Below are 20,399 nucleotides of genomic sequence, written 5' to 3'. Positions count from 1 at the left end.
CCGAGGGGCTTTTCCGGGGATGTCGTCGATATCTGACCCGGTTCTGCCGCCCTGAGGCGCCAGGACTATAAAAACTACAACAGTAAGAGTGGAGCACTATGACTAAGGCTACTAAGCAGATTTCCAAACTGTTTGCCGCTATGGTTCTGGCCGGGGTTGCCAGCCATTCGTTCGCAGCTGACACCATCAAGATCGGCATCGCCGGCCCTAAAACCGGTCCTGTAGCCCAATACGGCGACATGCAGTTCAGCGGCGCCAAAATGGCCATTGAACAGATCAACGCCAAAGGCGGCGTAGACGGCAAGAAGCTCGAAGCCGTTGAATACGATGACGCCTGTGATCCAAAACAAGCGGTAGCGGTCGCGAACAAAGTCGTCAACGACGGCGTCAAGTTCGTCGTTGGCCACCTGTGCTCCAGCTCCACCCAACCGGCTTCGGACATCTACGAAGACGAAGGCGTGATCATGATCACCCCGGCTGCCACCAGCCCGGACATCACCGCCCGTGGTTACAAAATGGTGTTCCGCACCATCGGTCTGGACAGCGCCCAGGGCCCTGCCGCCGGTAACTACATTGCCGACTTCGTAAAACCGAAAATCGTTGCTGTCCTGCACGACAAACAGCAATACGGTGAAGGCATCGCCACCGCCGTGAAACAGACTCTCGAGAAGAAAGGCGTCAAGGTTGCCGTGTTCGAAGGCATCAACGCCGGAGACAAAGACTTCTCGTCGATGATCTCCAAACTCAAGCAAGCCAACGTCGACTTCGTCTACTACGGCGGCTACCACCCGGAGCTGGGTCTGATCCTGCGTCAATCCCAGGAAAAAGGCCTGAAAGCCAAGTTCATGGGTCCGGAAGGCGTGGGTAACGACTCCATTTCGCAGATCGCCAAAGACGCTTCCGAAGGCCTGCTGGTGACCCTGCCGAAGTCCTTCGACCAGGATCCGGCCAACGTTGCCCTGGCTGATGCGTTCAAAGCCAAGAAAGAAGATCCAAGCGGTCCGTTCGTGTTCCCGGCTTACTCGGCTGTGACCGTGATCGCCGACGGCATCAAGGCTGCCAAGTCCGAAGACACTGCCAAAGTGGCTGCAGAAATCCACAAAGGCACCTTCAAGACCCCTACCGGCGACCTGAGCTTCGACGACAAGGGCGACCTGAAAGACTTCAAATTTGTGGTTTACGAGTGGCACTTCGGCAAACCAAAAACTGAAGCCAAGCCTCAGTAAGGCTTTGCCTGACTGACTGCCAATAAAGCCCACGGCGTGCCGTGGGCTTTGTTTTACGAACGTATTGGGCCGCGCTGGCGTGATCCGCTAGTCTCCCCACCTGAAAATCTCAAAACCGTCATCAGCGGTTCGCTGGCAAACCTCGAATTCGAAGTGGATGCAGATCCACGGGGCTCGAGCGGGAAAATGACTCCACCAGTGAAATGCGTATCAGGTTTTTAGGAGCGCTGTAATGCCTGACATCTATCACTTCTTCCAACAGCTGGTTAATGGTCTGACCATTGGCAGCACGTATGCCCTGATCGCCATCGGCTATACGATGGTTTACGGCATCATTGGAATGATCAACTTCGCCCACGGCGAGGTGTACATGATCGGCTCCTACGTGGCGTTCATCGCCATCGCCGGGCTGGCCATGCTGGGACTCGACAGTGTTCCATTGTTGATGACCGCCGCTTTCCTCGCGACCATCGTCGTGACCAGTGCCTACGGCTACAGCATCGAACGGATCGCCTACCGCCCCCTGCGCGGCAGCAACCGTCTGATTCCGCTGATCTCCGCCATCGGCATGTCGATCTTCCTGCAGAACACGGTTCTGCTGGCGCAAGACTCCAAGGACAAATCCATCCCCAACCTGATTCCGGGCAACATTGCATTCGGGCCAGGTGGCGCACAAGAAGTGCTGATTTCCTACATGCAAATCGTGGTGTTCGTGGTGACCCTGGTCGCCATGCTCGGCCTGACGCTGTTCATCTCCCGCTCTCGCCTGGGTCGCGCCTGCCGCGCCTGCGCCGAAGACATCAAGATGGCCAACCTGCTGGGTATCAACACCAACAACATCATCGCCCTGACCTTCGTCATCGGTGCCGCCCTGGCGGCCATCGCCGCTGTGCTGCTGAGCATGCAATACGGCGTTATCAACCCGAACGCCGGTTTCCTCGTCGGCCTCAAGGCCTTCACCGCAGCGGTACTGGGCGGTATCGGCAGTATTCCGGGCGCCATGCTTGGCGGTCTGGTGCTGGGCGTAGCTGAAGCCTTCGGTGCCGATATCTTCGGCGACCAGTACAAGGACGTCGTGGCTTTCGGTCTCTTGGTTTTGGTGTTGTTGTTCCGGCCAACCGGCCTGCTGGGCCGCCCGGAGGTTGAGAAAGTATGACTAGGAATCTTAAACAGGCGCTGTTCAGTGCCTTGCTGGTGTGGGCAGTTGCCTACCCGGTGCTCGGTCTGAAGCTGACCATCGTCGGCATCAACCTCGAAGTCCACGGCACCAGCACCGCCACGTTGATCACCATCGCCGTCTGCTCGGTACTGATGTTCCTGCGCGTGCTGTTCGACCAGCAAATCAGTTCAGCCTGGCGCTCGTCGCCAGGCATGCCGCTGATTCCAGCCAAGGCCAGTAATTTCCTGACCCTGCCGACTACTCAGCGCTGGTTCATCATTGCCCTGATCGCCGGTGCGCTGGTCTGGCCGTTCTTCGGTTCTCGCGGCGCGGTGGACATCGCGACGCTGGTGCTGATCTACGTGATGCTCGGCCTCGGCCTGAACATCGTGGTCGGCCTGGCCGGCCTGCTCGACCTCGGCTACGTCGGTTTCTACGCCGTCGGCGCCTACAGCTATGCGCTGCTGTCGCACTACTTCGGTCTGAGCTTCTGGATCTGCCTGCCGATCGCCGGCCTGATGGCAGCCACCTTCGGCTTCCTGCTCGGCTTCCCGGTGCTGCGTCTGCGCGGTGACTACCTGGCGATCGTGACCCTGGGCTTCGGTGAAATCATCCGTCTGTTCCTGCGCAACCTGACCGGCCTCACTGGCGGCCCGAACGGTATCAGCAACATCGAGAAGCCAACGTTCTTCGGCTTGACCTTCGAACGCAAGGCCGCGGAAGGGATGCAAACCTTCCACGAGTATTTCGGCCTGGAATACAACTCGATCAACAAGGTGATTTTCCTCTACCTGGTGGCATTGCTCCTGGCACTGGCGGCGCTGTTTGTGATCAACCGCCTGCTGCGCATGCCGTTGGGCCGGGCCTGGGAAGCCTTGCGTGAAGACGAGATCGCCTGCCGCGCCCTCGGCCTGAACCCGACCATCATCAAACTCTCGGCTTTCACCCTGGGTGCCAGCTTCGCCGGTTTCGCCGGTAGCTTCTTCGCCGCCCGACAAGGCCTGATCACTCCCGAGTCTTTCACCTTTATCGAATCGGCGATCATCCTCGCCATCGTCGTACTGGGTGGCATGGGCTCGCAACTGGGCGTGATCCTCGCTGCCGTGGTGATGATCCTGCTGCCGGAAATGATGCGAGAGTTCAGTGAGTACCGCATGTTGATGTTCGGTGCCTTGATGGTACTGATGATGATCTGGCGCCCTCAGGGTCTGCTGCCCATGCAACGTCCTCACATGGAGCTGCGCAAATGAGCCGCGAGATCCTTAAAGTAGAAAACCTGAGCATGCGCTTCGGCGGCTTGCTGGCGGTCAACGGCGTAGCCTTGAGCGTGAAAGAGAAGCAGGTTGTGGCGCTGATCGGCCCTAACGGCGCCGGCAAGACCACCGTGTTCAACTGCCTGACCGGTTTCTACAAGCCGAGCGGCGGTAGCATCCTGCTGGACGGCGAGCCGATCGAAGGCCTGCCGGGCCACAAGATCGCCCTCAAAGGCGTGGTGCGTACCTTCCAGAACGTGCGGTTGTTCAAAGACATGACCGCGGTCGAGAACCTCTTGATCGCCCAGCACCGTCACCTGAACACCAACTTCCTGGCCGGCCTGTTCAAGACTCCGGGCTTCCGCAAAAGCGAACGCGAGGCCATGGACTTCGCCGAGTACTGGCTGGAAAAGGTCAACCTGAAAGAGTTCGCCAACCGTCCGGCCGGCACCCTGGCCTACGGTCAGCAACGTCGCCTGGAAATCGCCCGTTGCATGATGACCCGCCCGCGGATCCTCATGCTCGACGAACCGGCCGCCGGCCTGAACCCGAAGGAAACCGAGGACCTGAAAGCGCTGATCAGCGTGTTGCGTGAAGAGCACAACGTTACTGTGCTGTTGATCGAACACGACATGAAACTGGTCATGAGCATTTCCGACCACATCGTCGTGATCAACCAGGGCACCCCTCTGGCCGACGGTACGCCGGAACAGATCCGCGACAATCCTGAAGTGATCAAAGCCTACCTGGGGGAAGCGTAAATGCTGCAGTTCGAAAACGTTTCCACCTTCTACGGCAAGATCCAGGCCCTGCACAGCGTCAACGTCGAGGTCCGCCAGGGCGAGATCGTGACGCTGATCGGCGCCAACGGTGCCGGCAAGTCCACGCTGCTAATGACGTTGTGCGGTTCGCCGCGCGCCCACAGCGGCAGCATCCGCTACATGGGTGAAGAACTGGTCGGCCAGGACTCCTCGCAGATCATGCGCAAGAGCATCGCTGTGGTGCCGGAAGGTCGTCGGGTGTTTTCCCGTCTGACCGTGGAAGAGAACCTGTCCATGGGCGGATTCTTCACGGCGAAGGGCGATTATCAGGAACAGATGGACAAGGTCCTCGGACTTTTCCCACGCCTGAAAGAGCGCTTCAGCCAACGCGGCGGCACCATGTCCGGCGGCGAACAGCAAATGCTCGCCATCGGCCGTGCGCTGATGAGCAAACCCAAGTTGCTGCTGCTCGACGAGCCGTCGCTGGGTCTGGCGCCGATCATCATCCAGCAGATCTTCGACATCATCGAACAGCTGCGCAAGGACGGTGTGACAGTGTTCCTGGTGGAGCAGAACGCCAATCAGGCGCTGAAAATCGCTGACCGGGCCTACGTTCTCGAGAACGGCCGGGTAGTGATGCAAGGCACCGGTGAAGCCCTGCTGACCGACCCGAAAGTGCGCGAAGCGTACCTCGGTGGCTAAGCCGTTGCGGTAAACAAAAAACGGCCTTCGGGCCGTTTTTTTATGCATTCCAGAAACGGCAATGAAACCTCCCTTGTAGGAGCCAGCTTGCTGGCGATGGCGGTGGATCAGCCAACATCCTTTTTGAATGTAACACCGTGATCGCCAGCAAGCCGGCGCCTACAAGGGTGTGTGATCGTTCCCACGCATACAGTGGGAGCTATCGCTCAGAGACGATCCAGCGCCTCCCCACTGCGCTTGAACCAGCCAATCAGATAATCCGCCAACACCTGCGTGCGCTTGGGCAAACCGCCCTGATACGGATGGACCAGGTACATCGGCATGCTCCGTGTCTGATAGTCACGCAGGAGCCAGCGCAAACGTCCGTCAGCCAATTCTGTCGGTAACAAATAGGACGGCAAGCGGGCAATGCCGGCGCCAGCCAATGCGGCTTTTTTCAGCAGGCTGTAGTGGTTGCTGGCGAACGGTCCCGAGACCCGCACCCGCAACAATTCGTGCTGCTGGTGATACAGCCATTCTTCGCGACCGCTGTAATGGCTGTTAAGCAGGCAGCGATGTTCAGCCAACGCCTGGGGCGTGAGCGGCTCACCGTACTGTTCGAGATAGGCCGGGCTGGCGCAGGTCATTTCGTGCCACGCCAGCAATGGCCGCGCAACTAGGCGTTCGTCATTGGCCACGTCGGAGCGAACCGCCAGGTCAAAACCGTCACGGGACAAATCGCGATAATTATTGCTGAGGTCCAGTTCGATCTGCACTTCGGGGTATTGGCTCGAAAACTCCAGCAACAAACCATCGAAGAAGGTTTCCCCCAGCGAAACCGGAACCGTCATACGCACCGGGCCAGCCATGTCATCCTTCAATCGCGCCAGCGCCTGACGCGCCCTTTCGACCTGAACGACCAGGGCCTGCGCCTGTGGCAACAAAGCAGCGCCCGCGGCCGTCAGGCTCAAACGCCGCGTTGTGCGTTGCAGAAGCACCACAGAAAACTGCGCTTCGAGCAGGCTGATGCGCTTGGACAATTGCCCCTTGCTACAACCCAGTTGTTGCGCCGCCAAGGTAAAACTCCCCGCCTCGACCAACACCGCAAACGCCGCCAGATCATCCATTTCGCTCATGGATTGTTTCCATTTGAAAACCAAAGGTTGCCTATTAGCGCGCTTATCGACGGAAAAAACCACTCTAAACTGAAGCCACTTTCAACCCAATGGAGTAACGGCAGCATGAAAATTCTTTTGATTGGCGCAGGCGGCACCATCGGTTCGGCGGTCGACAAGGAGCTTTCCCAGCGCCACGAAATCATCCGCATCGGCCGCAACAGCGGTGATTTTCAGGTGGACATCAGCGACAGCGCCTCGATTCGCAAACTGTTCGAGCAGACCGGCAAATTCGACGCGCTGATCTGCGCAGCCGGCAATGTGACGTTCGCGCCATTGGCGGAAATGACTGACGAGAGTTTCACACTTGGTCTGAGGGACAAACTGATGGGCCAGGTCAATCTGCTGCTGATTGGCCGCGAGTTCGCCAACGACGGCGCATCGTTCACCTTCACCACCGGCGTGCTCAGCCACGACCCGATCCGCAGCGGCGCCTCGGCAGCGCTGGTCAATGGGGCGCTGGACAGCTTCGTCCGTGCAGCCGCCATCGAACTGCCGCGCGGCCTGCGGGTGAACTCGATCAGCCCGAACGTGCTGGTCGAAGCCATGGGCAAATACGCGCCGTACTTCCGCGGCTTTAAACCGGTTCCTGCGGCAGATGTAGCATTGGCCTACGCCAAAAGTGTCGAAGGCTTGCAGACCGGCCAGACATTCCACGTCGGTTAAACCACCACTAACCCGTAGGAACCGGCTTGCTGGCGATGGCGCCCTCCAGATCGCTATCGCCAGCAAGCCGGCTCCTACGGGTTAAACGACAACCATCACTGGGGTTGTGATGAACGGTCAGGCTGAGTAACGTGGCGGCACTTGTCAGGAGACCCCAAGATGCGTGTTGCCCGTTCCCTAGTCCTCGTTGCCCTGCTTCCGCTGTTCGCCGCTTGCCAGTTGTTCGATGGCTCGCGTGAAAGTGCCTCCCATGTGGGCCAAACCCGCATGCAGGGCCAATTGAGCGCAGCCGACGGCAAGCTGTTGTTCCAGCCATGCGGCGACACGCGTCGTTATGTGGTCAACGACACCGGCGGCACCAGCGTCCTGCAACAGGCAGCCACTCTGGCCGATGCCCAAGGCAAGTTGTTTGCCGATGTGCGCGGGCGGATCGTTGGCGACGGCCAACTTGACCTGGAAACCCTCTACCGCGTCGAACGTTCGGGCACCGCATGTGACGATCCCAATTTCAAACTGCTGATCCTGCGCGCTGCCGGCCACGCCCCCGAGTGGAGCGTGAAAGTCAGCGGCAAAGGCATGGTTGTCGAACGCGCCGGCCAACCAGCATTGGCGCTGCCCTACGTTGAAGAACAGCTGGGCGATGGCCGTTTCAACCTCAGCACCGAAGCCAACAATCAACACATCGAACTGTGGGTCGCGCCGCAACGTTGCGTCGACAGCAGCACCGGCAGCATTGCGCACATGAGCGCCGAACTGCGCGTCAACGGTCAGGTCCAGCGTGGCTGCGGGTATTTCGGCGGTTCCCGCGACGACTGATCGTTTTTGCCTCACGGGACCGGCCTTTGCGGCTTATAATTGCCGGCTTCAAACGCCCTGGCGCAGTTGTGCGCCCCGCGAACCCGGATCCCGTCATGTTACGAATCACCGAACTCAAGCTGCCGATCGACCATCCCGATGAAGACCTGCGCCCTGCCATCGTGCAGCGCTTGGGCATTGCCAGCGATGACTTGCTCGACTTCACCTTGTTCAAGCGCAGCTACGATGCGCGCAAGAAGTCCTCCGAACTGTGCTTCATCTACACCATCGACCTCAACGTTCGCGATGAGGCGGCAGTGCTGCACAAGTTCGCCGATGACCGTAACGTCAACGTGGCACCGGATGTCAGCTACAAAATGGTCGGCCAGGCGCCAGCTGATCTGAACGCGCGCCCTGTCGTCGTCGGCTTCGGGCCGTGCGGGATCTTTGCCGGGCTGTTGCTGGCGCAAATGGGCTTCAAGCCGATCATCCTCGAACGCGGCACCGAAGTGCGCCAGCGCACCAAGGACACCTGGGGCCTGTGGCGTAAAAACGTGCTCAACCCCGAGTCCAACGTGCAATTCGGCGAGGGCGGCGCGGGGACATTCTCCGACGGCAAGCTCTACAGCCAGATCAAGGACCCGAAATTCATCGGGCGCAAAGTCCTCAATGAGTTCGTCAAGGCCGGCGCCCCGGAAGAAATCCTCTACGTCAGCAAACCGCACATCGGTACGTTCCGTCTGACCGGCGTCGTGGAAAACATGCGTGAGCAGATTCGCGCCATGGGCGGCGAAGTTCGCTTCCAGCAACGGGTCACCGACGTGCTGATCGAAGACGGCCAACTGGTCGGCGTCGAACTCGATGGCGGCGAGCAGATCCACTCGAAACACGTGATCCTGGCCCTCGGCCACAGCGCCCGCGACACCTTCCGCATGCTCCACGGCCGTGGCGTTTACATGGAAGCCAAACCGTTCTCGGTGGGGTTTCGCATCGAGCACCCGCAGTCGCTGATCGACCGCGCGCGCCTGGGCAAGTACGCCGGCCACCCGAAACTCGGCGCCGCCGACTACAAACTGGTGCACCACGCCAAGAACGGCCGTTCGGTCTACAGCTTCTGCATGTGCCCGGGCGGCACGGTGGTCGCGGCGACGTCCGAGCCGAATCGCGTGGTCACCAACGGCATGAGCCAGTACTCGCGTAACGAGCGTAACGCCAACTCCGGAATCGTCGTCGGCATCACCCCGGAAGTCGATTATCCGGGCGGACCGCTGGCCGGTATCGAGTTGCAGGAACGCCTGGAATCCCACGCCTTTGTGCTGGGCGGCAGCAACTACGAAGCGCCGGCGCAACTGGTCGGCGACTTTATCGCTGGCAAGCCGTCAACCGAGTTGGGCAGTGTTGAACCGTCCTACAAGCCGGGCGTTGCCTTGGGTGACCTGGCGCTGGCCTTGCCGGCCTTCGCCATCGAAGCGATTCGCGAAGCCTTGCCGGCGTTCGAGAAGCAGATTCGCGGCTACTCGCTGCACGACGCGGTATTGACCGGGATCGAGACCCGCACCTCGTCACCGCTGCGCATTACCCGTAACGAGTCGATGCAGAGCCTGAACGTGAAAGGCCTGTTCCCGGCGGGTGAAGGCGCGGGTTATGCGGGCGGGATCTTGTCGGCGGGTGTCGATGGGATTCGCATTGCGGAAGCCGTGGCCCGCGACATTCTCGGCCTGGAGGCTTAACGCCAACCCCTTGTAGGAGCGAGCCTGCTCGCGATCGCGGATTACCATTCAACAAAAATGTTGGCTGATCTACCGCTATCGCGAGCAGGCTCGCTCCTACAGGGGGCCATCATTGTTTGAAAGATCCTAGATATTGGCCCGCAGAACCGAGGCCGGCAGCGGCTCGCCGCGCTCGACGGTCGCTGCTACCGCATCGATCAACCCACTCAACTCATACCCCTCAGCCTTGAGCCAAGCCTGATCGTAATACGTCGTGGCATAGCGCTCGCCGCCATCGCACAAGATCGCCACGATCGACCCCGCCTCCCCCGCTGACGCCATCTGTTGCGCCGCCATCAATGCGCCAATCAGGTTGGTCCCGCTCGATCCGCCCACATGTCGTCCCAAACGTTCGGCCAGGTAATGCATGGCCGCCAGCGACAATGCGTCCGGCACCTTGACCATCGCATCGATCACCTTGGGCAGGAACGACGCTTCCACCCGCGGTCGGCCAATACCTTCAATTCGCGAACCGTGATCCAGGCGAAGGCTGGCATCGCCGGTCTGGTAGTGGTCGAAAAACACCGAGCGCTCGGCATCGGCGCACAACACGCGAGTGCGGTGCTGGCGATAACGCACGTAACGTCCCAGCGTTGCCGTGGTGCCGCCGGTGCCGGGGCTTGAAATCAGCCAGCTCGGCTCCGGATGCTGCTCGAAACGCATCTGCTGGAATATCGATTCGGCGATGTTGTTGTTCGCCCGCCAGTCGGTGGCGCGCTCGGCGTAGGTGAACTGGTCGATGAAGTGCCCGTCGTGTTCCCGGGCCAGGCGCTCGGACTCGGCGTAGATCTGCGTCGGATCCTCCACCAGATGACTCTGTCCACCGTAGAAGGCTATCTGTGCGATTTTTTCCCTGGAGGTGGTCGCCGGCATCACCGCAATAAACGGCAAGCCCAGCATACGGGCGAAGTACGCCTCGGAAATCGCAGTCGAGCCGCTTGAAGCCTCGATCACCGGCGCGCCGGGCTTGAGCCAGCCGTTACACAACGCGTAAAGAAACAACGAGCGCGCCAACCGATGCTTGAGGCTGCCGGTGGGATGGCTCGACTCATCCTTGAAGTACAACTCGATGCCCGGAAAACCCGGGAGCGGCAATGGGATCAGGTGGGTGTCGGCGCTGCGCTGAAAGTCGGCTTCAATAATCCGGATGGCTTCGCGGGCCCACTGTCGGTTGTCGCTCATGGTGATTTTCTCGTTGGATCGGCCAGGAATCTGCCTCAATAATCAAGCTTAGGAAAAAACCTACATCCAGCACAGGTACAGCTGAGCTTCAATACGCTCGGCAACTGCTAGGCTCAGGTCCGTGCGGGACAATCACGTTGTAACGACATATAACAAAAAAGAATATAACTTTTGTTTTAACAACTAACGGTACGGGTTAGGGTGTCCCACCTTTTGAACTCATCGATGGAGAGCGACCTTGCCTCTGCGTAGCACTTTCACGCGTTTCTTTCAGTTGGAAGCTGCCAGCGGTCTGTTATTGATCGCCGCGGCTGTCCTCGCTTTGGTCATCAACAACTCCTCGCTGTCATGGCTCTACAACGGCTTGCTGGACACGCCGGTGGTGGCCCAGGTCGGCGCCCTGAAAATCGCCAAGCCGTTGCTGCTGTGGATCAACGACGGGCTGATGGCGCTGTTCTTCCTGCTGATTGGCCTGGAAGTGAAGCGCGAAGTCCTCGACGGCCAGCTGTCCAAACCGTCGCAGATCGTGCTGCCGGGTGCCGCCGCCATCGGCGGTATGGTGGTGCCGGCGCTGATCTACTGGTTCCTCAACCGTGACAACCCGGCAGCCCTGGGCGGCTGGGCGATTCCAACCGCCACCGACATCGCCTTCGCCCTAGGTGTCCTGGCGCTGCTGGGCAAACGCGTGCCAGTGTCGCTGAAGCTGTTCCTGATGACCCTGGCAATCATCGACGACCTCGGCGCAATTATCATCATTGCGATCTTCTACTCCGGTGCATTGTCGACGCTGTCCCTGGCATTGGCCGCAGCCTGCATCGCGGCGCTGATCGGGATGAACCGGCTTGGCGTGGTCAAGCTCGGGCCCTACATGATCATCGGTTTGATTCTCTGGGTCTGCGTGCTAAAAAGCGGCGTGCACGCCACGCTGGCCGGTGTAACACTGGCCTTTTGCATCCCGCTGCGCACGAAAAACGCCGAGCCTTCGCCACTGCTGACTCTCGAACATGCGCTGCACCCATGGGTCGCCTACGGCATCTTGCCGCTGTTCGCTTTCGCCAACGCCGGCCTGTCCCTGAGTGGCGTCACCGTCGAGAGTTTCACCCACGACGTACCGATGGGCATTGCGGTCGGCCTGCTGCTGGGCAAGACCGTTGGCGTGTTTGGCCTGACCTGGCTGGCGGTGAAAATCGGCATCGCCGCCCTGCCCCAAGGCGCCAACTGGGGTCAGATATTGGGCGTCGCGATTCTATGCGGCATTGGCTTCACCATGAGCCTGTTCGTCGGCTCCCTGGCGTTTGTGCCGGGCGCCAGCGACTACGCAGGGATGGACCGGATGGGGATTTTGACCGGTTCGATACTGGCGGCGTTGATCGGTTATGCGGTGACGGCGATGGCGAGTCGCAAGAACACCGCTTTGCCGTCCTGAGAAACAGAGACAATTCTTAGGGTCATTCAAGACCCGTCCTACAGCCACGCTCCGTCGCGTTCGTTAACGTCGCGCAGCCCCTTCCCGGGGCTGCCGATCGACGAATGCACAAGGACAATCAGTGGCTGGGCAAAAGGACATTCCACGGGTGCCAAACCCACCGTCAGGCGACGGACATCACATAACCTACCGCTTCTTGACGGATTCCGAACTGGCAGCTCGCGAGAGCAGGCAAAGCGCCTATGAGGCCATGCTCGCCAGGCAAGATGCCTTCGAACGTAAACGTCCGGTCATCCAGGCAGCACAAGAGCCCTTTCGGGCCGGCTGCGTCTTCGCCAAATCCTGCAACTTGCCAGACTCAATCATCGATTACTCCACCCCCTCGGGAATGGTGCCCACCGACAGCCTCGAGGATTACGGCGAAATCGCCTGGCTGGGTGCTCGCGACGTAGATGAAAGCGGTCTGCTGAATCTGAAAACGATCAGCGGCTCCACCCTTTCACTCGGCCTCGGTCAACTGGCACTTCGCGCGCCGGCTCTCGTCGCTCCGGTCGTTAGCGCAGGCGTTGCTCTCGGTACGGCTGGCGCCGCGACATTGACCGGGCTGGTCGCCGTATTCTGGACACCCAGCCTGGGCGACAGCGCCCTCTACACCGAAGACCAACTTCGCGCCCTCAAGCAGGCCCGCACGCGTATGCGGCTGCAAATCGAACAACAGGCTGACGGCAGCCTCAAGGGCTACGCCTTTTACACAGGCAAGAACCGTGATTGGGAAATGGTCGATGTGGTGCAGATTGCTTGGCGAGGCAGCCACTACGTCGCCGACCTAGGTGAAGGCATCGAACTGATCTGGACCCCGGCAGTAGACGCTTCCGACATCCTCGGCATCCCCAAACTGGAAGCCGCCCCGCAAGCCCCGCACATCTGGGTTTATCCGCCGACGAAACAGGCGGACGGCATCATCGTGAACCCGGTTTATCCGCCTGATTACAAGGATTTCATTCTTGTGTTTCCGGTGGGGTCGAGGGTGAAGCCGGTTTACATTGTAATGAGTCTGCCGGGGGATCATAAGTACTACGATGATCCTGAAACACTTCCAGCTTTCCCTGACGTTACCCGAGTGAAATCGAAATCTTCAGTCCAGGGTGGCGGTAAAAAACGAGCTCGCTGGGTTGACCGCAAAGGAAGGATATACGAGTGGGACTCCAAAAGCGGCGCAGTCGAAAAGTACGATAAATTAGGAGAACATCTAGGCGAATTCAATCATTTGACGGGGGAGCGAACAAAGGACGCTAAGCCGGGAAGAAGGACTCCAAAGTGACCCAAGAGATAAAAAACATGCGCTACCTTTCCATTACCGGTTTTTACCCAGATGAGAAGCAGAACGATGCATTGCAGTTCGAATTAGCTATCAAAGACTACAAGCTAAACCAGGCTCTGGCTCAATTGACCGAATCAAAGCCACTTGAAGACTTGGAGCCCGGTGAACTGGAACTTACTGAACAGCAGATCCGGCAGGTTGCAGATTTACTCAAAACGAATTTCCCAACTGGGCTGGAATACTTCATCGGGACGCGCTTTAGCGCCCAGTAATTATGCACAAACAAAAACCCCGACCAGTCACCTGATCGGGGTTTTCATTTACCCATTTTCCCGCTTAGTGCGAAACGCGGCTCGTGCCGTCAACGGTAGCAATCCGCACACGCTCGCCAACACGGAACACTTCGTTCTCTTGAACCTGTTGCACGTAGGCGCGCATGCTGCCGTCGTCTTCGCGGACGGTGATTTCCACGCCCTGGGTACGGGTCAGGCCTTCTTCGGCCGCCGAACCGACGAGGCCGCCGGCGACTGCGCCGATGACCGCAGCAACGATACTGCCTTTACCGCCACCGATGGCGCTACCACCCACGCCACCAACCGCTGCACCGGCGAGGCCGCCGATCGGGGTTTTGGTGCCTTCGATTTTCACCGGACGCAGGGCTTCGATGGTGCCCATGCGAATCGTCTGCACCCGACGCGCTTCGTCACGGGAATAGGAGTCACCGGTCAAGCTCGATTGGCAGCCAGTGAGCAACATCGCCATCGTGGAAAAGGAAGCAACCAGCAGAACAGACTTACGCATAGCATCAACTCCAAAGGACAGGTAATCATTAAACTCCGCAGCTTGACGCCTGTCACGGCATCGCCCGGATAAAAATGGTTTCATTCAGTTCCAGTACAGGCGCTGCCGCAAGCTGACGGGCGAACGCGGCAAATTCAATGATCTGCGCTGCTGACACGGGATTTTCATGGATTACTTTATCATTGTCGTCACTACCGTTGCCGGACTGTACTTCCACTGGTGGCTGTACGTGCGTATCAAACGCTGGATGGACCGCGATCTGGCGCTGGCCCTGGCCGGTCAGGATGAGCAGAAAAAAGCGTTCATGCTCGAACGATTGGCGAGCGCGCAGGCGCAGAAGATCAGGCGTCGAGACCTGCCGAAGTGGCTGGAGGCCGCTGCGGCAGGGTATCCCGATCGGTAGACTGCTTAGGGTGCCAGACGTTCAAGAATCCAGTCGGCGCCCTGCAAACGGTAATTGAGGCGGTCGTGCAGGCGGCTTGGACGGCCCTGCCAGAACTCGATGCGCTCCGGCAGCAAGCGATAACCACCCCAGTGTTCAGGGCAGTGGGGCTGGGTGTCGCTGAAACGTTGCTCGGTGTCCTTGAGCAGCGCCTCCAACTCTCCACGATCGGCAATCACCCGGCTCTGCGGCGAAGCCCAGGCACCGAGGCGGCTGCCCAGCGGGCGAACCTGATAGTAAGCGTCAGACTCTTGCGGCGTGACCTTGACCACCCGCCCCTCGATGCGCACCTGACGCTCCAGGGCAGGCCAGAAAAAGGTCATGGCCGCGAACGGGTTCGCGGCCAGGTGCTGGCCCTTGGCGCTGTCGTAATTGGTGAAGAACGTGAAGCCCTGTGCGTCCAGGCCCTTGAGCAGCAGAATGCGGCAATGCGGCCGGCCGTCCTGATCGACCGTGGCCAGGGTCATGGCATTGGCCTCGACTGGCGCCTGCTCGGTTTTCACCGCATCAGCGAACCACTGATGGAACAGCGCGAACGGCTCGGCCGGGGCTTGCGCCTCGGTCAGGCCATCACGGGTGTAGTCACGGCGCATATCAGCCAGGGCCTTGGTCATGGCGCATTCCTTTTGGGTTAACGAATCACTTCTTTGTGGTATCGGCGGCGACTTTCGTTGCCTCGGCAGTCGCTTTGGCCGGTGTAGTCTTTTTCGCTGGCGTCGCGGTTTTAGCCGGGGCTTTCTTGGCTGGAGCCTTGGCCGCTTTTTTGGCCGGGGCCTTTTTCGCCACCGGTGCAGCCGCTTTTTTAGCATCGGCCGGCGCTGGCGTCACTGGCTTGGCGACTGGCTTGATGTCCTGGGCCGCAACCATGCGCACCGGTGCCGGAGCCGGCATGTTGTACTTGCTCAGCAGCGCGACCATGGTGTTTTGCGGCGTCACCAGCAGTTCCACGCGACGGTTCAAGGCGCGACCTTCAACGCTGTCGTTGGCGGCACGCGGAGCTTCACCGCCCATGCCGCGCAGCATCAGGCGATCTCGCTGCAGACCGCTGAGACGGAAGATCGCAGCCACGGCTTGCGCACGTTCCTGGCTCAACTTGACGTTGGCCGGCGCGGCGCCCGAGGTATCGCTGTGACCAAGTACCAGCACGGCGGTTTTTGGATCGACTTCGAGGATTTTCGCGACGCGCGTGAACGGGCCGAGGGTCACGGGCAGCAACATGGCCGGGCGATCCGGGTTGAACGAGCCTTCGACCGGCGCGGTGACGACCAACACGTTTTCACGGCGTTCGAGTTGCAGGTTGCTGTCCTTGATCGCTGCACGCAGACGCGGCTCGTAGTCGTCGAGCCAGGCCTGGGTGACTTTCGGATCCGGCATCGGCACGGCTTTGGCGGTGCTCTGCTCTTTGCCGCCGAACGGCCACCACCAATTGCCACTTTCCTTTGCCTCAGCCTTGGCAACTTCGACCGGCTTGGCTTCAGGTTTTACCTCTGGCTTTTTGTCGAGCACTTCCTCGGCGCCGAACGGCCAGTACCAAGGGCTGGTGCTTTCAGCCTTGGCCACCGGGGCGGTCGCGGCAGGTTTCAAGGGTGCCGGAGCCGGCTCTTTGGCTGCGACTTTGTCGGAGGAACCGAACGGCCACCAACTGCCGCCGTCTGCATCATTTTTAGGAGTCTGCGCGCAACCGGTAATAGCGAAGCACAGTGCCAAAGCGAGGGTGGGTTTGGTTGACATTGGATATCCACAAAAATGAAGTAATAAAAAATCAGGCCGTATCGGCACGTATAAACAGACGCTTGGAAACTGAAAAGGCTTTCGGGTTCCAGCTCCGGAACCCTTGGGCGTGATTTACAGACAAGTGGCCAGTACCCGCACAAGCTTTTGTGCGCGCGGATCCATCAAGACGTACGGCCCCAGTGTATTTGTCACAAAACCGAAGGCCACGTCGTGCTCCGGGTCAGCAAAACCGATGGAGCCGCCCGCGCCCGGATGACCGAACGCTCGCGGGCCCAGGCCGAATGTCGCGTTAGGCACATCCGGCTGATCGAGCATGCAACCCAGGCCGAAACGGGTCCGGGTCAGTAAAGTCTTGTCCTCGCCTACGCTGTGCTCGCGCGTCAATTCGTCGAGCATTTCGCCTTCCAGCAAACTACCGTCGAGCAAACCGGCGTAGAACCCGGCCAGGCTGCGCGCATTGCCGTGGCCGTTGGCCGCCGGTTGCTGCATGCGCCGCCATTCGGGTTTGTTGGTGCTGGTCAGGACCGACGGCGGGTTGGTGAACGCACGTGTGGTCATGGCCGTTGGTTCGCGCATGGTCACTTGCAGCAGACGCTGGGCCGCCGCATCGCCGACGTTGCCCTTGCCACGGGCGATATGCGCCACGCGGTGAAACTCTTCATCGGCCAGGCCGACGTGAAAATCCAGACCCAGTGGCTTGGCGACCCGCGCCACGATGGATTCGCCCGGCCCGCGACCGTCGACTCGGCGCAGCAACTCACCGACCAACCAGCCGTAGGTGATAGCCGCATACCCGTGGCCTTCACCCGGTGTCCACCACGGTGCTTCGGCGGCCAGGGCGTCGACCATGGTTTGCCAGTCGTAAAGCGCTTCGGGGGCCAGCAACTCGCGCAACGCCGGCAGACCGGCCTGATGGCAGAGCAGTTGGCGCAGGGTGACGGATTCTTTGCCAGCGGCGGCGAACTCGGGCCAGAAGCGGGCAACCGGGGCATCCAGCTGCAGTTTGCCCTCGGCCACCAATTGCAGGGCGGTGACGGCGGTGAAGGTCTTGGTGCAGGAGAACAGGTTGGCGATGGTGTCGCTGTGCCAGGCCTCGGCGCCATCCTTGTCGGCGGTGCCGGACCACAGGTCGACGACGGTTTCGCCGCCGATCTGGATGCACAACGCCGCGCCGCGTTCCTGAGGATCGTCGAACAGCGCCGCGAACGCTTCACGCACTGCCTCGAACTTAAGCTCGTAATGACCCTGAATCTGCACCCGCAACTCCCCGGAAAAACGTTCTGTAAAGTGGGCCGCATTGTTCCAGCCCCTGAGAGTTTTGGGAACAGGGGCGGGCTGGGCGGTCAATTCAAGATCAGGATGAAAATCAAAAGATCGCAGCCTGCGGCAGCTCCTTCAAAGTGTTCACATTTCCCCTGTAGGAGCTGCCGAAGGCTGCGATCTTGGCGGCCTCAAAAATTAGTGACCCTTGCCGGAGTGCCCACCAGCGCCCTTCCCCGGACCTTTGCCGGCTTGGGCTTCGCGTCCGCCCTCAGCGTCATGGCTCGCTTTGTCGACCTCGGCGGCGGCCTTCTCGGCCTCTTTGCCCAATTGATCGACCGTTGCCAAATTGCTCTTGCGCACGCTGTCGACAAAGCCCTGAAACGGCAGATCGGTAATACCCACCAGACCAAAGTGACCGTTTTCGCCATCCAGCAGGCGCCCGGTGACGGGCTGGTCGAGGTACTGGAACCAGTGCACGCCGACTATCGACGGTTCGCTCAGCGCCTGTTTCAGGAAGTTGGCGTAGGCCGGCCCACGGTCTTCTTCCTTCGCCAGTTGCGTCACGCCGCCCCAGAACGGGCCGCGATCGGTCGAGCCGAAATTGAATTCGGTGATCAGCACCGGTTTGTCGAGGCTGCGCAGTTTGGCGAAGTCGTAACCATCCTGCGGTTGCAGGGTATACATGTTGAAGCTCAGCACGTCGCAATACTGGGCGCAGGAATCGACCGCTTCCGGGGTGCTGATGGCAAAGCGGCCACCGAGCAACAGCTGGTTCGGCGCGTGCCACTTGAGTGAATCGGAAATGGTCTTGAAGTAGGTGTCGGCAAATACCTTCTGGAAGTATTTGAAGTCAGCCTCGATTTCCGGGTGTTCGGCGCTTGGCAGCGGCGGCACGAAACCGGGATCTTCCATCAATTCCCACGCAGGCAAATCAATGCCCCATGCCTTGGAAAGCCCCGCCTGATTGCGGTACTTGTCGCGCAATTGCTTGAGGAATGCGCGTTTGGCCGGCACGTCAGTGGTCATTTTCAAGGTGCCGTAGGCCAGCGCGTAACGGGCTTTCGGATCATCGCCGGGACCGGCCCACGCCAGTTCGTTGTCGGCGAAGTAACCGATCAGCCAGGGATCATCGCGATGGTCGCGGGCGGCGATGGCCACAGCACGTTCGGTCGCCATGGCGAAACGCGGGTCAAATGGATCGGGCATGCCGCCCCACCAGTCGCTGCCGGTGCTGATGCTGGCGTAATCGCCGACGATCGACAGCGGTAAGGTATACGGCACGCGTTCAGCGTCACCCAGTGCCGACGCGCTCCAGTTGCCGAGGGTGTTGAAACCCCAGGCTTGCAGGCGATCGAGGGTGTGACGGGTCCAGCGCTGCTCATCAAACGTCGCTTTGCAGGGTTCGGCAGGTGTTGGCTCGGCAGCTTTCGCCACCGTCGCATCGGCGGCACCAGCCTTGGCGGCTTCGGCGACACCGGATTCAGGCGAAGATGGCGCGACGGGTTGCTCGGCGGCCTTCTCCGCCGTCGCCTCTACCGCATCGGCCTTGGCCGCTTCAGCAACGCCGGCCTTGGTGTCGCTGCCCAAAGAACAAGGATCGCCATACAGACGCTGCAGATTGGCGCCATAGAAGTCATACCACTTCCCGGCATTGAAGCCCCGGCCCTGATCGACGCCGTTGCCACCGCGGTTATCGCCTTCACCGAAGTGACTGGCCAGCGGTTCCTCAGCCTTGGGCAGGGATTCGAACATCCATTCGCGACCGGCGATGTAGGTCTGGTTGACGTCCGCCGTGACGGTGTTGACCCCCAGCGAATAGAACGGATGCCCTTGCGGCGTTACCAGATACCAACGACCGTCACGTTTCTCGGTGCGGAAAAAGCCGCTGGCCTTGAACGTTGGCCCCTTGGTCGAACCGCCAAACTTATCGAGGGAGGCCTTTTCGCGCTCGGCCAGCCAGGTTTTCAGTTGTTGCTGTTCCTTGGCCGCGGCGCTTTTGAGTTGTTCGTCGCTGCTGACCTTCTCCGGCCATTTCGCCCGGGACGATTGGCCATAAGCATCGACCAACCCGCCGTACACGGCCTGGGTCACGGCCTCGGCATCCTGCACGCCGAAGCGCTCCAGCAGAATACTCTGGGCCACTTTCGGTTGATCCATCGAAATGCTCACCGACACCACTTGGCCGCGATCCAGTTCACCGACACTGCTGGCCAGCAAAATGCGCTGGCCGTCCACCGTCATCGGCATTGGTGGGCCGGCCTTCATGCCCTGGCTCAGCGACGACGTCGGTTGCAATGGCACCAATAGGGTTTGCGCCGGGCCGGCCGGCAGATCGACGCGGCTGACCAATGTCTTGCCGTCGTTGCTCTGGATGGTCACGTACAAGGTCACGGCCCAGTTCATGGCGCTTTGCACCCGTAGGCTCATGGCACCCGACTGCGACCAGTCCCACGCCCCGGTCTGCGGGGTCAGGCGCAGGGTGGGCCGGGCTACCGGGTTGAACGTCACCCGGCGCAGCACTTCACCTTCGGCAGTTTGCTCGGCGTTGGATTGCGGCAGGCTGGCGTCCTGGGTCGCCACCTGAACCACGTCGGCAGGGCGCACAAAGTTGAACAGCGTCTGCTGGCCCGCGGGAGCGGCCAGCAAGGGCGTTGCGAACAACAGGGCAAAAACAGCAGGCAGCGAACGGCGAATCATGAGAACGAAATTCTCCCTAACGACCTCGGTGGGCCAATGGAAAAGCGA

The 20,399-nt window shown here is 60.2% G+C and carries 19 protein-coding genes; 12 read left to right on the top strand and 7 right to left on the bottom strand.

Translation table 11 applies throughout. The features are described from left to right. Positions 1-98 precede the first annotated feature (98 nt). The 5 genes from KGB21_RS24625 to KGB21_RS24605 all read left to right on the top strand — a co-directional run bounded on the left by KGB21_RS24625 (position 99) and on the right by KGB21_RS24605 (position 5,101). Positions 99-1,226 carry a branched-chain amino acid ABC transporter substrate-binding protein gene (locus KGB21_RS24625; RefSeq protein ID WP_034146747.1) on the top strand — a complete coding sequence of 376 codons (1,128 nt, stop codon included), beginning with the start codon at positions 99-101 and terminating at the stop codon, positions 1,224-1,226. 232 nt (positions 1,227-1,458) lie between these two features. Then, positions 1,459-2,382 (top strand): high-affinity branched-chain amino acid ABC transporter permease LivH, encoded by a 924-nt coding sequence (gene livH / locus KGB21_RS24620; RefSeq protein WP_034146748.1) that lies wholly within the window; start codon positions 1,459-1,461, stop codon positions 2,380-2,382. Next, positions 2,379-3,635: a high-affinity branched-chain amino acid ABC transporter permease LivM gene (locus KGB21_RS24615; protein ID WP_034146749.1), complete on the top strand. Its 1,257-nt coding sequence runs from the start codon at positions 2,379-2,381 to the stop codon at positions 3,633-3,635. Before livH ends, KGB21_RS24615 begins: the two co-directional genes overlap by 4 nt. After that, a complete protein-coding gene (livG, locus tag KGB21_RS24610; RefSeq protein ID WP_034146750.1) occupies positions 3,632-4,399 on the top strand; it encodes a high-affinity branched-chain amino acid ABC transporter ATP-binding protein LivG in 768 nt (255 codons plus the stop codon). The genes KGB21_RS24615 and livG overlap by 4 nt, the downstream gene beginning before the upstream one ends. Beyond that, a complete protein-coding gene (locus KGB21_RS24605) occupies positions 4,400-5,101 on the top strand; it encodes an ABC transporter ATP-binding protein (protein ID WP_034146751.1) in 702 nt (233 codons plus the stop codon). A 206-nt stretch (positions 5,102-5,307) separates the two neighbouring features. On the opposite strand, the gene KGB21_RS24600 is transcribed toward KGB21_RS24605, so the two are convergent. Further along, positions 5,308-6,216: a LysR family transcriptional regulator gene (locus tag KGB21_RS24600; RefSeq protein ID WP_034146752.1), complete on the bottom strand. Its 909-nt coding sequence runs from the start codon at positions 6,214-6,216 to the stop codon at positions 5,308-5,310. Between the two features lie 105 nt (positions 6,217-6,321). Here KGB21_RS24600 and KGB21_RS24595 point away from each other — a divergent pair, with 105 nt between their 5' ends. The 3 genes from KGB21_RS24595 to KGB21_RS24585 all read left to right on the top strand — a co-directional run bounded on the left by KGB21_RS24595 (position 6,322) and on the right by KGB21_RS24585 (position 9,446). Further along, the gene (locus KGB21_RS24595; protein WP_223506991.1) at positions 6,322-6,921 is read left to right on the top strand and encodes a short chain dehydrogenase; all 600 of its coding nucleotides are present in this window, start codon (positions 6,322-6,324) and stop codon (positions 6,919-6,921) included. Positions 6,922-7,080: 159 nt separating this feature from the next. Then, entirely contained in the window at positions 7,081-7,737 is a 657-nt protein-coding gene (locus KGB21_RS24590) for a COG3650 family protein (protein ID WP_034146754.1), read from the top strand. Between the two features lie 95 nt (positions 7,738-7,832). After that, complete coding sequence (locus KGB21_RS24585; RefSeq protein WP_223506990.1) at positions 7,833-9,446, top strand: NAD(P)/FAD-dependent oxidoreductase; 1,614 nt, start codon at positions 7,833-7,835, stop codon at positions 9,444-9,446. 126 nt (positions 9,447-9,572) lie between these two features. Here KGB21_RS24585 and KGB21_RS24580 read toward each other — a convergent pair whose 3' ends face one another. Next, positions 9,573-10,667, bottom strand: coding sequence for a PLP-dependent cysteine synthase family protein (locus KGB21_RS24580; protein WP_223506989.1), 1,095 nt, complete (start codon positions 10,665-10,667; stop codon positions 9,573-9,575). 238 nt (positions 10,668-10,905) lie between these two features. Here KGB21_RS24580 and nhaA point away from each other — a divergent pair, with 238 nt between their 5' ends. The 3 genes from nhaA to KGB21_RS24565 all read left to right on the top strand — a co-directional run bounded on the left by nhaA (position 10,906) and on the right by KGB21_RS24565 (position 13,686). Beyond that, complete coding sequence (gene nhaA / locus KGB21_RS24575; RefSeq protein ID WP_223506988.1) at positions 10,906-12,093, top strand: Na+/H+ antiporter NhaA; 1,188 nt, start codon at positions 10,906-10,908, stop codon at positions 12,091-12,093. Between the two features lie 121 nt (positions 12,094-12,214). Further along, entirely contained in the window at positions 12,215-13,414 is a 1,200-nt protein-coding gene (locus tag KGB21_RS24570; RefSeq protein WP_034146758.1) for a colicin E3/pyocin S6 family cytotoxin, read from the top strand. Further along, positions 13,411-13,686 carry a pyocin S6 family toxin immunity protein gene (locus KGB21_RS24565; protein ID WP_317846742.1) on the top strand — a complete coding sequence of 92 codons (276 nt, stop codon included), beginning with the start codon at positions 13,411-13,413 and terminating at the stop codon, positions 13,684-13,686. The genes KGB21_RS24570 and KGB21_RS24565 overlap by 4 nt, the downstream gene beginning before the upstream one ends. A 64-nt stretch (positions 13,687-13,750) precedes the next feature. Here KGB21_RS24565 and KGB21_RS24560 read toward each other — a convergent pair whose 3' ends face one another. Further along, positions 13,751-14,215: a glycine zipper 2TM domain-containing protein gene (locus tag KGB21_RS24560; RefSeq protein ID WP_034146759.1), complete on the bottom strand. Its 465-nt coding sequence runs from the start codon at positions 14,213-14,215 to the stop codon at positions 13,751-13,753. Between the two features lie 166 nt (positions 14,216-14,381). Here KGB21_RS24560 and KGB21_RS24555 point away from each other — a divergent pair, with 166 nt between their 5' ends. Continuing rightward, positions 14,382-14,618: a hypothetical protein gene (locus KGB21_RS24555; RefSeq protein ID WP_034146760.1), complete on the top strand. Its 237-nt coding sequence runs from the start codon at positions 14,382-14,384 to the stop codon at positions 14,616-14,618. Between the two features lie 5 nt (positions 14,619-14,623). Here KGB21_RS24555 and pdxH read toward each other — a convergent pair whose 3' ends face one another. The 4 genes from pdxH to KGB21_RS24535 all read right to left on the bottom strand — a co-directional run bounded on the left by pdxH (position 14,624) and on the right by KGB21_RS24535 (position 20,351). After that, positions 14,624-15,271, bottom strand: a complete 648-nt coding sequence (gene pdxH, locus KGB21_RS24550; RefSeq protein WP_223506987.1) for a pyridoxamine 5'-phosphate oxidase — start codon at positions 15,269-15,271, stop codon at positions 14,624-14,626. A 25-nt stretch (positions 15,272-15,296) separates the two neighbouring features. Continuing rightward, positions 15,297-16,388, bottom strand: a complete 1,092-nt coding sequence (locus KGB21_RS24545; protein ID WP_223506986.1) for an OmpA family protein — start codon at positions 16,386-16,388, stop codon at positions 15,297-15,299. 114 nt (positions 16,389-16,502) lie between these two features. Next, positions 16,503-17,648: a serine hydrolase domain-containing protein gene (locus KGB21_RS24540; RefSeq protein ID WP_223506985.1), complete on the bottom strand. Its 1,146-nt coding sequence runs from the start codon at positions 17,646-17,648 to the stop codon at positions 16,503-16,505. Between the two features lie 201 nt (positions 17,649-17,849). Beyond that, a complete protein-coding gene (locus tag KGB21_RS24535; protein WP_223506984.1) occupies positions 17,850-20,351 on the bottom strand; it encodes a beta-galactosidase in 2,502 nt (833 codons plus the stop codon). Positions 20,352-20,399 lie beyond the last annotated feature (48 nt).

This window comes from Pseudomonas sp. GL-RE-29 (genome assembly GCF_019947275.1).
GTDB lineage: Bacteria > Pseudomonadota > Gammaproteobacteria > Pseudomonadales > Pseudomonadaceae > Aquipseudomonas > Aquipseudomonas fluorescens_A.
Note: the sequence above shows the minus strand (reverse complement) of the source record. Positions and strands in the feature narration are given on the sequence as shown.

Coding starts and splice junctions, on each gene's coding strand:
- KGB21_RS24560 (WP_034146759.1), bottom strand. CDS start 14,215: ATGCGTAAGTCTGTTCTGCTGGTTGCTTCCTTTTCCACGATGGCGATG.
- KGB21_RS24625 (WP_034146747.1), top strand. CDS start 99: ATGACTAAGGCTACTAAGCAGATTTCCAAACTGTTTGCCGCTATGGTT.
- KGB21_RS24555 (WP_034146760.1), top strand. CDS start 14,382: ATGGATTACTTTATCATTGTCGTCACTACCGTTGCCGGACTGTACTTC.
- pdxH (WP_223506987.1), bottom strand. CDS start 15,271: ATGACCAAGGCCCTGGCTGATATGCGCCGTGACTACACCCGTGATGGC.
- livH (WP_034146748.1), top strand. CDS start 1,459: ATGCCTGACATCTATCACTTCTTCCAACAGCTGGTTAATGGTCTGACC.
- livG (WP_034146750.1), top strand. CDS start 3,632: ATGAGCCGCGAGATCCTTAAAGTAGAAAACCTGAGCATGCGCTTCGGC.
- KGB21_RS24585 (WP_223506990.1), top strand. CDS start 7,833: ATGTTACGAATCACCGAACTCAAGCTGCCGATCGACCATCCCGATGAA.
- KGB21_RS24600 (WP_034146752.1), bottom strand. CDS start 6,216: ATGAGCGAAATGGATGATCTGGCGGCGTTTGCGGTGTTGGTCGAGGCG.
- KGB21_RS24595 (WP_223506991.1), top strand. CDS start 6,322: ATGAAAATTCTTTTGATTGGCGCAGGCGGCACCATCGGTTCGGCGGTC.
- KGB21_RS24605 (WP_034146751.1), top strand. CDS start 4,400: ATGCTGCAGTTCGAAAACGTTTCCACCTTCTACGGCAAGATCCAGGCC.
- KGB21_RS24535 (WP_223506984.1), bottom strand. CDS start 20,351: ATGATTCGCCGTTCGCTGCCTGCTGTTTTTGCCCTGTTGTTCGCAACG.
- KGB21_RS24590 (WP_034146754.1), top strand. CDS start 7,081: ATGCGTGTTGCCCGTTCCCTAGTCCTCGTTGCCCTGCTTCCGCTGTTC.
- KGB21_RS24580 (WP_223506989.1), bottom strand. CDS start 10,667: ATGAGCGACAACCGACAGTGGGCCCGCGAAGCCATCCGGATTATTGAA.
- KGB21_RS24545 (WP_223506986.1), bottom strand. CDS start 16,388: ATGTCAACCAAACCCACCCTCGCTTTGGCACTGTGCTTCGCTATTACC.
- KGB21_RS24615 (WP_034146749.1), top strand. CDS start 2,379: ATGACTAGGAATCTTAAACAGGCGCTGTTCAGTGCCTTGCTGGTGTGG.